Annotated in this window: 17 protein-coding genes; 10 read left to right on the top strand and 7 right to left on the bottom strand. The window is 34.5% G+C overall.

All coding sequences use genetic code 11. The annotated features are described in order from the left end of the window. A partial coding sequence (gene yidC / locus SPD45_RS02610; RefSeq protein ID WP_336266045.1) for a membrane protein insertase YidC occupies positions 1-602 on the top strand: 602 nt, incomplete at its 5' end. Positions 603-823: 221 nt separating this feature from the next. Here the strand turns inward: yidC and SPD45_RS02605 are convergent. The 6 genes from SPD45_RS02605 to SPD45_RS02580 form a co-directional block, all read right to left on the bottom strand. Next, positions 824-1,597: an ABC transporter permease gene (locus tag SPD45_RS02605; protein WP_336266044.1), complete on the bottom strand. Its 774-nt coding sequence runs from the start codon at positions 1,595-1,597 to the stop codon at positions 824-826. After that, positions 1,585-2,493, bottom strand: coding sequence for an ABC transporter ATP-binding protein (locus SPD45_RS02600; protein ID WP_336266043.1), 909 nt, complete (start codon positions 2,491-2,493; stop codon positions 1,585-1,587). The genes SPD45_RS02605 and SPD45_RS02600 overlap by 13 nt, the downstream gene beginning before the upstream one ends. Continuing rightward, positions 2,493-2,684: a PLD nuclease N-terminal domain-containing protein gene (locus SPD45_RS02595; protein WP_336266042.1), complete on the bottom strand. Its 192-nt coding sequence runs from the start codon at positions 2,682-2,684 to the stop codon at positions 2,493-2,495. The genes SPD45_RS02600 and SPD45_RS02595 overlap by 1 nt, the downstream gene beginning before the upstream one ends. 13 nt (positions 2,685-2,697) lie before the next feature. Then, positions 2,698-3,798, bottom strand: coding sequence for a DUF1648 domain-containing protein (locus tag SPD45_RS02590; RefSeq protein WP_336266041.1), 1,101 nt, complete (start codon positions 3,796-3,798; stop codon positions 2,698-2,700). A gap of 5 nt (positions 3,799-3,803) precedes the next feature. Continuing rightward, positions 3,804-4,184, bottom strand: a complete 381-nt coding sequence (locus SPD45_RS02585) for a GntR family transcriptional regulator (protein ID WP_336266040.1) — start codon at positions 4,182-4,184, stop codon at positions 3,804-3,806. A gap of 126 nt (positions 4,185-4,310) precedes the next feature. Beyond that, positions 4,311-4,868: a GNAT family N-acetyltransferase gene (locus tag SPD45_RS02580; protein WP_336266039.1), complete on the bottom strand. Its 558-nt coding sequence runs from the start codon at positions 4,866-4,868 to the stop codon at positions 4,311-4,313. Positions 4,869-5,551: 683 nt separating this feature from the next. Between SPD45_RS02580 and SPD45_RS02575 the strand changes: the two genes are divergently transcribed. The 7 genes from SPD45_RS02575 to SPD45_RS02545 all read left to right on the top strand — a co-directional run bounded on the left by SPD45_RS02575 (position 5,552) and on the right by SPD45_RS02545 (position 14,051). After that, entirely contained in the window at positions 5,552-6,862 is a 1,311-nt protein-coding gene (locus SPD45_RS02575) for a TRAP transporter large permease (protein WP_336266038.1), read from the top strand. A gap of 76 nt (positions 6,863-6,938) precedes the next feature. After that, positions 6,939-8,018 carry a TRAP transporter substrate-binding protein gene (locus SPD45_RS02570; protein ID WP_336266037.1) on the top strand — a complete coding sequence of 360 codons (1,080 nt, stop codon included), beginning with the start codon at positions 6,939-6,941 and terminating at the stop codon, positions 8,016-8,018. A gap of 52 nt (positions 8,019-8,070) precedes the next feature. Then, positions 8,071-8,616, top strand: a complete 546-nt coding sequence (locus SPD45_RS02565) for a TRAP transporter small permease subunit (protein WP_336266036.1) — start codon at positions 8,071-8,073, stop codon at positions 8,614-8,616. 259 nt (positions 8,617-8,875) lie between these two features. Further along, positions 8,876-10,216: an aminotransferase gene (locus SPD45_RS02560; protein WP_336266035.1), complete on the top strand. Its 1,341-nt coding sequence runs from the start codon at positions 8,876-8,878 to the stop codon at positions 10,214-10,216. A gap of 34 nt (positions 10,217-10,250) precedes the next feature. Then, the gene (gene xsc / locus SPD45_RS02555) at positions 10,251-11,996 is read left to right on the top strand and encodes a sulfoacetaldehyde acetyltransferase (protein ID WP_336266064.1); all 1,746 of its coding nucleotides are present in this window, start codon (positions 10,251-10,253) and stop codon (positions 11,994-11,996) included. Between the two features lie 144 nt (positions 11,997-12,140). Beyond that, positions 12,141-13,280, top strand: a complete 1,140-nt coding sequence (locus SPD45_RS02550; RefSeq protein ID WP_336266034.1) for a YeiH family protein — start codon at positions 12,141-12,143, stop codon at positions 13,278-13,280. 54 nt (positions 13,281-13,334) lie between these two features. Continuing rightward, the gene (locus SPD45_RS02545) at positions 13,335-14,051 is read left to right on the top strand and encodes a GntR family transcriptional regulator (protein WP_336266033.1); all 717 of its coding nucleotides are present in this window, start codon (positions 13,335-13,337) and stop codon (positions 14,049-14,051) included. A gap of 290 nt (positions 14,052-14,341) precedes the next feature. Here SPD45_RS02545 and SPD45_RS02540 read toward each other — a convergent pair whose 3' ends face one another. After that, positions 14,342-15,235 (bottom strand): TIGR01777 family oxidoreductase, encoded by an 894-nt coding sequence (locus SPD45_RS02540; RefSeq protein WP_336266032.1) that lies wholly within the window; start codon positions 15,233-15,235, stop codon positions 14,342-14,344. 84 nt (positions 15,236-15,319) lie between these two features. On the opposite strand from SPD45_RS02540, the gene recX reads away from it, so the two are divergent. Together recX and SPD45_RS02530 are read left to right on the top strand one after the other, a co-directional pair. Next, positions 15,320-16,123 carry a recombination regulator RecX gene (recX, locus tag SPD45_RS02535; protein WP_336266031.1) on the top strand — a complete coding sequence of 268 codons (804 nt, stop codon included), beginning with the start codon at positions 15,320-15,322 and terminating at the stop codon, positions 16,121-16,123. A 23-nt stretch (positions 16,124-16,146) separates the two neighbouring features. Further along, positions 16,147-16,482, top strand: a complete 336-nt coding sequence (locus tag SPD45_RS02530; RefSeq protein WP_336266030.1) for a YfhH family protein — start codon at positions 16,147-16,149, stop codon at positions 16,480-16,482. Positions 16,483-16,493 lie beyond the last annotated feature (11 nt).

Raw genomic sequence — 16,493 nt, 5'->3', positions numbered from 1 at the left:
CAATTATTTTAATTACGATAGTGATTCGTTTTATATTAATGCCATTCTTTATAAAGCAATCCGTGAATAGCCAAGAATCTCAAAGGAAAATAAAATTAATGAAACCAGAGATGGATGACATTCAGGCAAAATATAAAGGGAAAAGCAATCAAAAAGATCAATTACAATTACAAAAAGAACTAGGCGAGCTCTATAGAAAATATGATTTTCATCCATTTAAAATGATGACTGGTTGTTTACCTCTCTTGTTACAAATGCCGTTTTTAATAGGTTTCTATTATGCAATTAGACGAACACCTGAAATCGCAGAACAATCATTTCTTTGGTTTAATTTAGGAGAAACGGACATTTTATTTGTGCTCATCGCAATGGCAATTTATTTTGTCCAAGCGAGGGTTGGTCTAATTGGATTAGAAGAAGCACAGCGTAAACAAATGATGTTATTCAGCTATATGTCTCCGATAATGATAGGTATTATTTCTTTTACTTTACCTGCTGCATTACCATTATATTGGGCAGTAAGTGGATTGTTTGTGATTATCCAAACATTGATAATCAAGAAGATTGTATTACAAAGAAAACAAAATGAATTAGTTATTTAAATATACAAAAAAGGTGACATGAAACGTGCTCAATGTTTTATGTCACTTTTTGTGTGAAAATACGTTATCATATGACATAGTTTGTAAGAATGGGCAACTTGGATTAGGGTTACATATTGTACAGCAACTTCTCCAAAAGCAAGGTGGAGAAGTGACTGCACATATACATGACGATATTTTTGTGTTAACTTTACTATTTTACAAAAAAGATAAAATCTAGTTCACACCATTTCCGATTTTTTAAAGAGAATGATCGAAGCGATAACGAGAATAATTACTGCACATAATGTTATCGCAGATGTTCCCATTAGCTCTGTATGGACATGTTTGTCCTCGATGAATGTACCGATATGGTTCGCCATTTGGTTTGGCAACATGGTCAGTTTATGTCCGAAAACGGTTTTTATAGTACTCAAAACCATAATCGTAAAAATTGTGCACCCAAGTACAGCGCCCGGCGAACGAATAAAGCTATTATAAAAAATAGAAATCGATAAAACGAACAGTAACCATATACTATAAAAAGCAATCACACCAATGATTGTGGAAATGTTCAATGTCGTAAATAAAATGGAAATATAATACATACTAAAAGCTAATCCAATCGTTAACGCACCGATAAGTAGCAATGCATTTGCAGCCCATTTGGATGTAATGAAATGATTCATACGAATTGGTTTAGCTAACATCATTTCCATTGTTCCTGATTTACGCTCTCCAGCAATCGTTCCCATCGTAATAAAACCGACTAGTAACGTACCGAACATGCCAAGCTGTTCTAAACTAAGCATTACTACATCTTCTGCACGCATCTCAGGTATTTCAAAGATAGTTCCTTCTGGGACACCACCAGTATGTTCTAATATTTCTGGTAAATAATAATACGTAATCGGATCCATAATCGTTAATAAAATAAAGACGAGTGGTACCCAAACTAATTTTTTATTATGCCAACTTTCATCTATCTCTTTTTTGAATAATGCTATCCACTGCATGATTGCACCACCTTCATAAACATATCTTCTAACGATGCTTCATTTACGGCGAAATGGTGAAGTGGCCAATTTTCTGTCATACTTTTTTCTAAAATTTCCCGCCGAGCATCCTTGATATCTGTCACTGATACATGCATCATCGAACGACTTTTACTAATATCAATGACGGAAGGTAATGCACGAACATGCTGTTCATATACCTCATTATTTTCAGAGAATTGAATGTCGATGATTGCTGTTTCATATTTTTTTCGTAATGTTGCCATGTTTCCAGATTCAACAACTTTCCCGTGATGCATTAAAATTAGTTCATCACTCACTTCATCTGCATCATTTAATATATGCGTAGAAAATAAAATCGTCATTTCTTTTTTTAATTGCTCCATCAATGTTAAAACATCACGACGCCCAATAGGGTCTAGTGCAGAAACAGGTTCATCTAGTAATAGTAGGGAAGGTTTATGAATGATTGCTTGTGCAATACCTAATCTTTGCTTCATACCACCAGAATAAGCACCAATTCGTTTATTTCGTGCATCGTATATATCAACTTGCTTTAGTACTTCATCAATTCGCTCTTTTGCCACTTCTTTAGAAATTTCATGAATGTTGGCGCAATATGTTAAAAATTGTATTCCAGTCATCCACGGATAAAATGTCGGTTCTTGTGGCAAATAGCCAATATATTTCCGAATATCTGCCTCTTTTTGATCTGTCTTTATACATGTTCCATTCGTTCGTTTAATGGCGCCAGTTAACATGCGTAATGTCGTCGTTTTACCGGCACCATTCGGACCGATGAGAGCGATACACCGATTATGTTCTAATGTAAAAGAGACGTTATCTACAACAGTTGTTTTTCCATACGTTTTTGTTAAATTTTTGATTTGAAACATTAGTCATATTCCTTTCTACCAAATATAAAGTAGGCGATTGGACCGATTGTACTAATGAAAATGATGATGAGTACCCAAATTAATTTAGGCCCATTCGTTTGCTCAATTTTTCGTATATCTAATAATGCAACAACCATTAAAACAATTTGTAAAATAAGTAGTGGTGCAATAAGACTCCAATTTATATCCATTATGTTTTCCTCCTTAAAGATTTGTTAATAGTAAAGGTATACCGATAGCTGTACCAATAATTAACAGCAACAATATCCATGAAATCGGATGTGCCCAATTATTTGTCCACCCAACACCAAATCGTTTTTCAATAAAAATAGATGGGTCATTTTTATTAAAATAAAACTGACCTAATTTCCAATGTTCATCTTCATCACGATCTATCATATGATCATCTATTTGGTCATCATCAATCTTAAGTCGACTACCACCTTGCCCAGTTCGAATCGATAAGATAATTGATCCAATAAAAATGATAGCGATAATGACAAGTGTTATTGGTGTTTCATATTTTTGAAGTATAGGATGAATAAATGTTAATTGAATAAATAAAAACATAAGTACCATTAAAACACTTGAAATGAATAAAAAGCGTGACCATTTTTTTCGGTATAATTGGTTTTGTATTTTGGACACTTTTGGATTTCCTGCGTGAATTTGTTGTTTTGCCTTTCCAATGATGATATTAATAAAGAAAAACAAACCAATCATAAACAGTTGCGTTCCAGGCATAACTAGAACATTAAAAGGTGTTTTTGCATCATAGCGAACTTCCCCGTTAACGTTTGTATGCATCGGAATTTCATTCGGTATACTATCATACATGAAAAATGTATATAGAATTGTTCCAATCGTTACAACAAGTGGAATGAGGTAAAACCAATTAGATAATACATTTCTCTCAAGATGAAAGGAAGTATCAATAACAGTCCGCTGTGTTTTCTCTACTGACCAATTTTCCTTCGCTTTCATGTTTTTCATTTTTTTATGAAATTGTAAATATACAAAAAAGGAGAGGATGATAAATAAAAATGTATTTATGGTAAACCCGATATGTTGCACATTTTCTCTAAAGAAAATGTGTAGACATAATTGTAACAATGCGATAATGATCCCTAGTAAAATAGTATAAAAAACATATGTTTTTCGGATTTGTTTAATATCTGTCCTCATATAAATTTTGTATGGAATAGTTACTCCAAATTGCTCTGTTCTCCTAGTTATATATGGAAGAATACTAAAAATAAAGACCATGATTAAAAGCATACTTATATAAAAAATTGCGGTTATCATATGGTTCACCTACCTAATTCATCGAAAATAGTTGTCATCATTGCAAATAATTCCTCTTGGTCGATTTCTTTACATAATGCTTCAGCAATTAAAGGTTTTAACGTTTCATGTAATTGATTTTTATAAATTTCATCCGCTTTTTCCGGTCCATCCGGGTGAACGACAACACCACGTTGACGATGAATTAATAAAAAGCCATCCTGTTTTAATTGTTGATAAGCTTTATTCACAGTATGTAAATTAATTCCAATATCACTCGCTAGAGCGCGGACAGAAGGGAGACGCTCACCAGGAGTGAGTTCTTTTTTTGCAATACCGATGATGATTTCATTTTTTAATTGTTCATAAATAGGTACTTCCGATTCAAAATCTAATGAAATGTACATGTCATCACCCTTTTGTTTGTGTGTTATATACATTATATAACAAGAATACAATTATGTAAATAAAAAATCGTGAGCTAAAAGAATATTTGTGTAAATTCACAAGTTTCTTTTAGTTCACGATTTTGTTTAAGAAACGACTTCCGCTTCTTCTCTTTCCCCGACTTGAGCAAATTGAACGTACGATGAATAATGTTCTTTGGTGATTACAAATAGGTCATACACTTCCTCTTCTTTATTGATATTGTCATAAACATCAGGATATAAAGTGTTTGCATATTGTACATAGTTTAGTTTAGTAATCGCTCGTAAGGAGCGTGCATTCGATTTACGAATTTTAATAAAAATAATTTCAATAGTTGATAGAAAAAATAATTCTTCGAAAAAAGCTTCTTTCGCTAGCTGATTATATCCTTTACCAAAATAAGGTTTGCCAATCCATGTAGCTAAAAAGCCACTATTGTTTTCGATGTCATATAAATTTATCGTGCCGATTGGCTGTTCGAACTCATCAGTGATTGTTCGCGATATTAATGTGCCAAAATCTTCTTGTTCTAATAACTGTTTTGTTAAAAAATAAAATTCATCGCTCGTTTCGGCTTTATGTCGGACGTACGGATATACGTCAGGATGAGAAGATAACTCAAATAATACAGGTACTTCGTGTAACTCACGTTTCTTTAGCATCTGTATGCACCCTCCTTCATGATAAATTTGCCACTAAAGTGACATATGTATCTACCATCATTTAGGCATGGTTAGGGTGCATGCATAAGGAAAATCTTCGGTGGCACCCAACGAATTTAAGTGATAGTAGCTACATAAATTCGGGGTAGGAATCGAACCTACTAGAACCAGTAAACTGGTGGCGCACCATTTGCCTTCCCTTATGTCATTATTTTTTGTTAATTCATTTTAACACGAAAAAGGAGAGAAAGGGAAGCATTTTTTATGAAAAAAACATAAAAATTTTTATGGCTTTAAACGTTGATTTAATAATATTTTCAGTAGTTTTTTTAGTGTGAAACGAAAGTTTGAATTATGAGAATATATAATATTTTACAAGGGGAAGAAAATAAAAAATAACCTTATATAAACGCTTTTAGTATATAGGTTTGGATATAAATGATGACAGAATATTTAGAAAAATATTATTGACAAGTGAAATGATTAAACGTAATATATAATTAAATATAAATGAAACTGGTACGGATGACAGGACATTTAATACCTCTATATATTATGTATAAAAAGTAAGGCTACATAACTATACATCGTCAAGTTCTATATTTTACGTTGAGAGTGATAATTCAAATAAAATATAAATAAAGATAGATAATGTTATTTACTTTTGAATGGAGGGGATTTTTTTGAGTGCAGTAGTGATTACGGTACTAATGTTTATCGTTCTATTTGTATTTTTGTTCTTAGGATTACCCGTAGCATTAGGACTTGGTGGTACTGCAGTAGTCTTTGCCATGATTTTTGAACCAAGAGTTTTAATGTCAGCTCCAAGTCAATTCTTTTCTACCCCCTGGCAACATATTATTGTTACCGTTCCCTTATTTATTTTTATGGGAAACATTATACGATTTTCAGGAATTGCAGAGAAAGCGTATGATGCCGCTTATAAAATTATAGGCCAATTTCCAGGTGGCCTTGCCGCAGGTACTGTCCAAGTTTGTATGATTTTTGCTGCGATTACTGGTATTACTCCTCCAGCAACGATTACGATGGGCCAAATCGCATATCCTTCCATGATTAAATATAATTATAGTAAAAAAATTGCAATCGGATCTATTGCCGCAGGTGGTGCCTTAGGTGCTTTAATTCCTCCAAGCATTCCCTTTATTTTTTACGGTGTATTAGCTAATGAATCCATCGGTGCATTGTTTTTAGGTGGAGTTATTCCAGGCATCATGTTAGCTATCATGTACTCCATTTACATCATTGTTCGTTGTACCATACAGCCTCAAATGGGTCCAGCTACCCCAAAAGATGAGAGATTTTCCCTTAGTGAAAAATTATTATCTGTTTTCAGCATATGGCCGTTTATTATTTTAATTGTGTTAGTGTTAGGTGTTATTTGGACGGGAGTTGCCACACCGTCTGAAGCTGCAGCAATCGGAGCAGCAGGAGCCTTATTAATAAATGCCGTATATGGGAAGTTAACATGGAAACTTATTAAAGATTCCTTAATTTTTACCGTAAATTTAACTGGTATGGGATTATGGATCTTAATTGGAGCAAACTTTTTTGTAAACGTTTTCAGTGCGGTGGGTGGGCAAGGAGTTATAACAAATATTGTTTTATCTATGCCTGGTGGAGATATGGGAATTTTACTTAGTATGATGTTCATTGTACTTATTTTAGGGATGGTTATGGATGATTGGGCAATTATTATGATGACTACTCCGCTATTTATTCCGATATTAAATCAAGTAGGTATTGACACTTTATGGTATGGAATTTTGTTAGTAGTAAATATTCAAATTGCCTACTTAACACCACCATTTGGATTTGTATTATTTTGGATTAAAAGTATTTTACCGAAAAACGTTCATATGGGAACAGTGTATAAAGCAGTATTACCGTTTATTGCTATTCAACTAATCGCCTTAACAATTTTAATCGTATTTCCGGAAGTGGCATTATGGTTACCAAATAAATTATTAAAATAAAAAAGGGGGAAATGAAGGACGTTCGCTTAGAGCAAACATGAAGTTTGAATGCAAATAAATTAAAGGAGGGTTTATCATGAGGAAATACTGGCTATTTCTAGTAATTTTATTGGCATCTATTACTTTAATTGCTTGTTCAGGTAATGCAGATTCTAGTGGAAATGGTGGAGATGGTGGGGGAGATGGCCCACCGAGTGATGTGACTGAATGGGTTTTTCAACCGGCATTTGATTCAGGTGATGCGGGTTGGGATAATGGCGTAGTCCCTTGGATAGAAGCAGTAGAAGAAGCGACGGAAGGTACGGTTCAAATTGAATTATTACCTGCCGGTTCGATTGTAAGTGGTGGAGAAGCATTTGGAGCAACAGCTGATGGGACGATAGATGTGTATGCCGGTTGGGCAACAGTTTATGGTGGACAAATGCCAGAAGGAATGCTCGCGTATGGTCTAGCAATGGGAGCAGAAGATTATGAAGAAGCTTGGGAAGTTGTGATGGAATACGACGACGGTAGTATCGCAAATATTATTCGGGAAGCAGCAAATGAAAATAATTTACATTGGGCTGGATGGACTAGTCAAGGTCCCAATTCGATGTTCACTAAATTCCCTGTTAATAGTATGGAAGATTTAAAAGGCCATAAATTACGTGCCGGTGGTCCACAAGCAATATTTCTAGAAGCAATGGGAGGTACCCCTGTTTCGTTTGAAGGGGATGAAATTTATACAGCAATAGATTTAGGAACGATTGAAGGAACAATGTGGGATACTGGTGGTGTAGAAAGTATGAAGTTCCATGAAGTAATTGATTATGCAATGTTACCGGGATGGAATCCGTCGCAAGCACAAGAAATCTATATTAATTTAGATCGTTGGAATGAATTAAATGATTGGCAACGAGAACAAATCGAAGGTGTTTTTGAAGAAATATATACAGAAACAAGCGAGTTGCATATGGAAGGTGTAGAAGCTTCCTTACAAGCAATTGAAGATAGTGGAGGTGAAATTATTACACTTGATGACGATGAACTAGCCGATATGCGTGAAAAATCAATTGAATTAATTTGGCCAGAAGTTGCGAAAGGTTCAGATGCAACTGCTGAAGGAGTAGAAGTTTATAAACAATTTATGATTGACAAAGGAAAAATAGAGGATTAAAACTTAATATGACATTGTTGAACATATTTGGGAAAGGAGGCGAATTTGAAAGATGAAATTACTTGAAACACTAGGAAAAGGAATTGATTTAATATCAAACATATTTGGACGTATCGGTTGGCTGCTAATTTTATATGCAATGGTTTTAGGGTTATTTGAAGTAATATTGAGATATGTTTTCAATTCGCCAACACAATGGATTGCATTAACGATACAATTTAGCATGGTTTTATTAGCTTGTGTAGCAGGGCCATATGCATTAAATAATAATGAGTTTGTAAAGTTAGATGTATTTTATGAAAGATTATCTAATAGGACGAAAGCGATCGTTGATACATTTACCTCTGTTTTAACATATTTATATTTGTACGTTTTAATTACGCGAGGATTTGATGCAGCATTTGCCTCATTTAGACGTTTAGAAATGACTCCAACTTCTGTGCAGTTGCCAGTGTATCCTTTGAAATTTGCTATCCCTATAGCAGCCATCATTACAATGTTAGTCGTATTAAAAAAGTCAGCGATGGATATTCGAACTATTGTTGGAAATCAAATGGAGGTAGAGCAATCTATTAATCATGATGAAAAAACGCATTGACATAGATTGCTTGTATATTAAATGGTGTATTTCATCAACATTGGTTTCCACTCGGTGCCAATGTTGATGAAAATATGAAGGGAAATTTAAAAGTACTATTGACAAGAGAAACAATCCATTTTAAAATGAGATTAATATAGGTGGTACGGACGTCATGATGTTTAATTAATAGGAATTTTAATAATTAGATACAGAAATTTACTTTCCATGGATTGTTATGTAATGAAGAGGAAGAAAAATGTATGGGAGGGAATTTTGTATGACGATGACAACAGAAAATAATGAGCAGTATTTATGGAATGCTATTAGACGGCATGATCCTAAGTCAGGTCCGATGATTGCTAAAGATGGTGAAGGTGCTTGGTTTGTCGCAAGTGATGGGAAGGCGTATTTGGATGGAGTTTCTGGGCTTTGGTGCTTAAATGTAGGTCATGGAAATGAAGAAATCGTTCAAGCCGCCGCAAAGCAAATGCGTGAATTATCGTATTTTCCTTTAACGAACAGCCATGAACCAGCAATGGAATTATCGAAAAAGATTAGTGAATTATTAGGTGGAGGATATCGGACATTTTTTTCCAACAGCGGTTCGGAAGCGAATGAGACTGCGTTCAAAATCGTACGACAATATCATATCCAAACGGGAAATCCCGGAAAATACAAAGTTATTTCAAGATATCGGGGATATCATGGTTCTACGTTAGGGGCATTAAGTGCAACGGCACAGGCTAACAGGCGAATTAAATATGACCCAGGAGTACCAGGGTTTTTGCATGTATATCCTCCATATAGTTATCGCTCCATTTTTGGTGATGAGGATAAGGAAGCGTCAGATTTAAAAGCAGCACAATTAGTGGAAGAAATGATTAATTGGGAAGGAGAAGATTCTGTAGCGGCTTTTATTATGGAGCCTTTTATTTCAGGTGGTGGTGTCATTATTCCATCATTTAAATACATGCAACGTATACAAGAAATATGTGAAAAGTATAATGTCTTGTTAATTTGTGATGAAGTTGTTTCAGGTTTTGGCAGAACTGGAAAAATGTTTGGCTACCAACACTCTGAAGGGGTTCAACCTGATATTGTGACAATGGCTAAAGGGATTACAAGTGGCTATTTGCCTCTCGGGGCAACATCAGTAAAAGCAGAGATTGCAAATGTATTTAGAGAGGGTGGAGAAGATACACATTTTCGTCATGTATCTACATTCGGAGGGCATCCAGCTGCATGTGCTGTAGCTTTAAAAAATATCGATATTATTGAAAGGGAAAATCTAGTAGAGAGAGTAGATGAATTAGGGTATTCTATTTTAGGGCGCTTGCAAGATTGTATTTCACATGAAAATATAGGAGAAGTTAGAAGAATTGGATTTTTAGCTGGGCTTGAAATGGTAAAAGATAAGGAAACACGTGAGCCTCTCTCAGACGAAGCGATAGGAAGGGTGATAAGTTATTGTAAGTCACAAGGATTAATTATTGGTCGTAATGGTGATACGGTTCCAGGACAAAATAATGTATTAATTGTGGCACCACCTTTTATAACATCAGAAGAAGATTTACATTTTATTGTCGATACATTGGTAGCTGGCTTAAATGAAATTTAATCTATATTAGGAGGTAGTTCACTTGAAAAATGTAATGGATAAAACGAAGCAAAAAGTGAAAATGACACCTAGTGAAGCAATTGTTGAGACATTGGTAAAAGAAGGAGTTAAAGAAATCTATGGTATTTTAGGTTCGGCATTTATGGATATGTTAGACCTAATGCCGACAGCAGGAATTGATTTTATTCCTGTTCGACATGAGCAATCATCAGCTCATATTGCAGATGCCTTTACAAGAGTTTCTGGCGTCGCTGGAGTAGTGATTGGACAAAACGGGCCAGGTGTTACAAATATGGTAACCTCTGTGGCTGCAGCAAACCATGCACATACACCTATGGTCGTTATTTCACCATCGGCAGGTACTCCATCTATTGGTTGGGATGGATTCCAAGAGGCTGATCAAGTGTCGATTTTTAAGTCTATAACGAAAGAAACAGTGCGTGTAACACATCCCAGTCGAGTCGCTGATACTTTACGTACAGCTTTTAGAATTGCTTATGCAGAACGGGGACCAGTTTTATATGATATTCCGAGAGATTATTTTTATGGTGAGTTGGAAGATTATATATTAGAGCCTCATCAATATCGTGTCAGTGAGCGTGGAGCAGGTGATCCTGCGCAAATAGAAAAGGCGGTACAATTATTAAAAAATGCAAAAAAGCCCGTCATTCTATCTGGGAGAGGAACAGTGGATGCCGATGGAATCCCGGTTGTAAAACAAATTGCCGAACATTTAACAGCACCTGTAGCAGTTTCATATATGCATAATGATGCCTTTCCGAGTAATCATGAATTAGCAGTCGGTCCAATTGGTTACATGGGATCAAAGGCAGCTATGCATTCATTAAAGGAAGCGGATGTTTTATTAGCTATCGGTACTAGATTGTCTGTGTTTGGTACCTTACCTAGTTATGATATAGACTATTTTCCAAAAAATGCAGCTATTATTCAAATTGATATAAACCCACGGCATATTGCAAGAACGCACCCAGTTGAGGTTGGGATTATTGGGGACGCAAGAGCAGCGACAGAGGCAATTTATGAACAGCTGCGTCAAGAAAGTAGAGAAAAAGATGAAGAAAGATTACAACAAATTTCACAGCGACAACAAGAATGGGAAAAAGAATTAGTGGACTTAGCGATGGTGGAAGCATCACCAATTAATCCACGGAGAGCATTGTTAGAGTTGCGCAAAGCATTACCTGAAAATACGATGATTTCTACCGATATTGGAAATGTCTCTTCCACAGCGAACGCTTATTTAACATTTAATCAATCACGACGACATATTGCAGCATTAACATTCGGAAACTGTGGTTTTGCTTATCCAGCTGCAATCGGTGCAAAAATTGCCGACCAATCTGCACCATCTGTTGCCATTGTTGGTGATGGTGCTTGGGGGATGAGTTTACATGAGGTTTCAACTGCAGTAGAACAAAATATACCGGTAATTGCATGTGTGTTTAATAACCATGCTTGGGGAGCAGAGAAGAAGAATCAAGTTGATTATTATAATAACCGTTTTGTTGGTTCAAATATTGAAGGGCCAAATTTTGCGAAAGTTGCAGAAGCAATGGGTGCATTAGGCTTTACGATCGATAAAGCAGAAGATGTTGGAACTACTATACGTAAAGCATTAGAAGCGAATCGTCCCGCAGTCATTGATATTCGAGTGGATGGTACATTACTTGCACCACCATTTAGAAAAGATGCTTTAAAAATGCCGACGCGATTTTTAGATAAATATAAACATTTAGATTATGAGGAATGGAAAGAATAAACAAAAATTGACAGTAATAGATACACCTAATAAACGAATTTGTGGCAAAGTTTTATATTAGGTGTATTTATATTTTTTAATATTATATATGACCTCTTTAAAGGTTGCACTGCATAAACGGAATACTAGAAAAGGGGAACCGTTATGTATAATAAGACTATTACTCAAATGAAAAAAATCATTCCAGGATTATTACTTTGTATAATAGTTATGTTCTTAGGAGTAAAAGGGGCAGACTTTTTTGGTATATTACTCATCAAATTTGGAGTGTTGGCAGAAGGTAGTGGCTCACCAATTTCGGGGATATTTATTGCTATTATTATCGGTATTTTGATTCGGAATATAGTTGGAGTAAAAGACTATTTTTTGTATGGTATTCGTTTCTCCTTAAAACATGTGTTACGTATTGGAATTATATTACTTGGACTACGTTTAAGTTTAACGGAAGCATTGAAGTTAGGTGCATTAGGGATTCCGTTAATCGTCATATGTATTTCAGCTGGGTTATTTATAACATTGTATTTAACAGGTAAGATGAAGCAATCGACACGACTCGGAACATTGATTGCTTGTGGAACAGGTATTTGTGGGGTAACAGCAATTATGGCAACATCACCAGTGATTAAGGCGAAGGAAGATGAAATTTCTTATGCTGTAGCGAATATTACTATTTTTGGTTTAACTGGGATGGTACTATACCCTTTTATTGCACATTATTTTTTTGCGACAGACCCAGTAAAAGCGGGGATGTTTTTAGGGACGGCAATTCATGATACCGCACAAGTAACGGGTTCTGCGTTAATATATGATCAAATGTTTCGGACAGACAAAGTTGTAGACGTGGCAACAGTAACTAAATTAACACGAAATTTATTTATTATTATAATTATCCCTTTTGTCTCGTATTTATTTTACAAGGGAAAGGATGGGGAGGAGGAGAGAAAAGATTTACCGAAGTGGTATACATTCATCCCATTATTTGTAATCGGTTTTCTTTTTTGTGCATTATTAAGAACAATTGGTGATATGACTATTATCCATACAGGAAAAGCTTTTGGTTTAGTTAATGGTACACAATGGAGTAATATATATAATAGTATCAGTTCTTTCGGTACGACATATTTATTAGGTATTGCAATGGCTGGTGTAGGATTATCAACAAATTTTGCTAAGTTTAAAGGTATAGGCATAAAACCATTTTATATTGGTTTTATTGCAGCTGTATCAGTAGGAATTGTCAGCTTTATCTTAATAGCAGTATTCGGTAGCTACGTTATGGTATAATATGATATTAAAAATATAGGAATTAGACGTGAATAAATGAAGGAGTCGACTATAGTGGAAAAAGATAGTTATATCCCGTTACACGTTCAATTAAAAGAAAATATTGAACAGCAGATTCTTGATGGTAATTATGAAGGCCGTATTCCAAGTGAAAGAGAATTGATGAAACAGTATGATGTAAGTAGAAGTACGGTTAGAGAGGCAATCAATGCTTTAGTACGGGAAGGTGTTTTAGTAAAAAAACATGGAAAAGGTACTTATGTGTCCATAAAGCCTTTAGATAGTTGGTTAGGTCAATTAAGTAGTACAACAGAGGTCATTCATCATTTAGGCATGGAACCAGGTGCAAAACTAATTGAATTCAAAAAAATAAAAGCAGTCGATCATATAAAGGAAATAATGGGAGATAATGAAGTATATTATTTAAAACGAATACGTCTAGCAAATAATATCCCAATAGGAATTGAACAGCAATATTACCCAACTTATATAGGGGAACAATTGTCCACCTATGATTTAAACGAAATAACGTTATATGATGTTATTCAAAATGAGTTAGGTATACCATTTTCAGAAGCAAATCAAAAAATAAACTGTGGTCCTATTCCTAAAAAAGACTTAGAGTATCTTCAAGTAGATGAAACAGTTTGTATTTTAAAAGCTGAAAGGATTATAAAAGGACAAGATCAATCAATCATCGAATATGAGGAAGCTTATTATCGTAGTGATTTATATTATTTCGAAATTAGTCAATCGAGAAAGTTTGGCTAGTAGTATCATTCAACCTACAAGTAGGCAATGAAAAAGAGGTTGTGACATGAAGGAAAATCGAAATTAGCAACACATTATATCATGAAACATTATATAGTTAAGAAATATATGGCGACAAAAGTAAAACTTTCTTTTAAGTTTTCGCCTCATTACTTTCTTTGTATTAACTCGATGCGAACTTATCAGGAGAACATGATACAATTCTTGCACCATACGAAGTGTTCAAATGTGTTTTTGATTTCCATTTTGATTTGCCTCAACCTCTTCTAACTATAGTAGGGGATTCGCTTTTATTTTTGGTAAATATTTTCTAAGGCATCCATTACATGCTCGTAATGGAAAATAAAGTTTTGCTCTAATGCCTTTTTCGGTAATACATATTGCCCTTCTGTAATTAATTGGCCCATTTCTCCAACAACCTTATCTATAATTGGTGTTGGAATAGTAAATAAATTAGGTCGTTTTAATATAGAAGCTAAACTAGCTGTAAATTCTTTATTACGAACGGGATGTGGGGCAGTAATATTAACTGGCCCTGTCATTGTGTCATTTTTCAAAATGAAATAAAGTAAATTGACACAATCATTAATATGAATCCATGACATCCATTGTTCACCAGAACCGATCGTTCCACCGACACCTAATTTTATCGGACGGGCCATTTGTGGCAAAGCACCATCCTGCTTATCAAGCACCACTCCAAATCTAGCAAACACTGTACGAACCCCTAAATCTTCTGCAACTTTAGCGGCACGCTCCCATTTACTCGTAACTTCCCCAAGGAAATCCTCGCTCGGTCTTACCGTATTTTCTGTGAAAATTGCATCCTCAGCAGTTCCATAAAATCCAATTGCAGAACCAGAAATAAAAACTTCCGGCTTTTCCTTCATTTGCATTAACATATTTGTTAATTTCTCTGTTACCGCTATTCTACTAGCGACAATTTTATCTTTCTTTTCTTCCGTCCAAAAACCAAATAAAGATTCCCCAGCTAAATTAATCACTGCATGAATAAAGGGTAACTTTTTCATTGAATAACGGAAACTTATATATGAAATATGTTCTGTATCTTTATATTTCTTAGGGTGACGTGTTAAAACATACACATGATGCCCTTCAGCTACTAAACGTTGTATGAAATGAGACCCGATAAAACCTGTCCCACCAGTCATTAATATATTCAATTTTTTAACCTACTTTCTAAAATATTAAATGATCGAACATTATCCTCTATACATGTTAGAATAAAGAGAGAGGTGAGTCAATCATTGAGCAAAATAACGAAAATAACTACTCAAAAAAAATCGACGAATCGCTACAATATATTTATAAATGAAGATTATGCATTTAGTGTAGATGAAGATACGTTAATAAAAGAACATTTACATAAAGGTCAACAATTAACTACAGAAGATATAAATCGTATCCAACAAACGGAAACGAGACAACAGGCCTATTTATTAGGTGTGAACTATATAAGTTACCGCATGCGTTCTTGTAAAGAATTATATCAGTATTTACAAAAAAAGGAAGTCGATCCGTTCATTATTGATATGACGATGGAACGGTTAATACAAGAGCAAATATTAGATGATAACATGTTTGCCAATGCATTTGTGAAAGATCGAATTTTATTAACGTCAAAAGGGCCGAACGTCATTAAAAAAGAATTAATGGAAAAAGGCATTAGCCCCTCGATTATTGAAAATGTGTTGCAACAATATACTAGAGAAATACAATTTGAGAAAGTATATAAATTTGCGAAAAAAGAATTTCGCAAAAAAAGTAAGCATCCATTCAAAAAGAGAAAAGAACAAATTACACTAACATTAATGCGAAAAGGTTTTGCAAATGATGTTATAGCAAGTGCGATAGCTGAAATTCCTGTTGAAATGGATGATGAAATGGAAAATGAAAAGTTAGTTAAACAAGGAGAAAAATTATATCGAAAACTTGAAAAGAAATATGAAGGTTATGAATTGAAAGAACGTCTTAGGGCATCCCTTTACCAAAAAGGCTTCGCAATGGAACGAATCAATAAATTTGTAGAAAATAAATGTGATTCCATGTAAGATACAATAGAGGAGATGAAAAAATGAGTATTCGTTATAGTGATTATACAGTGGAACAATTAAGAACCGAATTAGGACAATTAGTGGAAGAAAGACAAAAAGCAGAACAGCTAGGAGAAGTTAATAAGGTTGCCATTTTAGAACGAAAAATTCAAATTGTTACTTCTTACACGTTAAATCCAGATTCATTTCATGCTGGGGATATCCATCAATTAGTAGGAGATCCTGGATATAAATTTAAAATTAATTATATAAATGGCATTATGGCATGGGGGCACCGTATAAATTTATTAGAAGAAATGCATGAGCTCGAAGAAGCATTGCCAATCTCTTTACTAGGAGATGTCGTTAAACAATAAAAGAGCTGAGA

The organism is Pseudogracilibacillus sp. SO10305 (genome assembly GCF_037072005.1).
In the GTDB taxonomy this organism is placed as follows: domain Bacteria; phylum Bacillota; class Bacilli; order Bacillales; family Amphibacillaceae; genus Pseudogracilibacillus; species Pseudogracilibacillus intestinigallinarum.
This window is presented reverse-complemented; position numbering and strand designations above follow the sequence as displayed.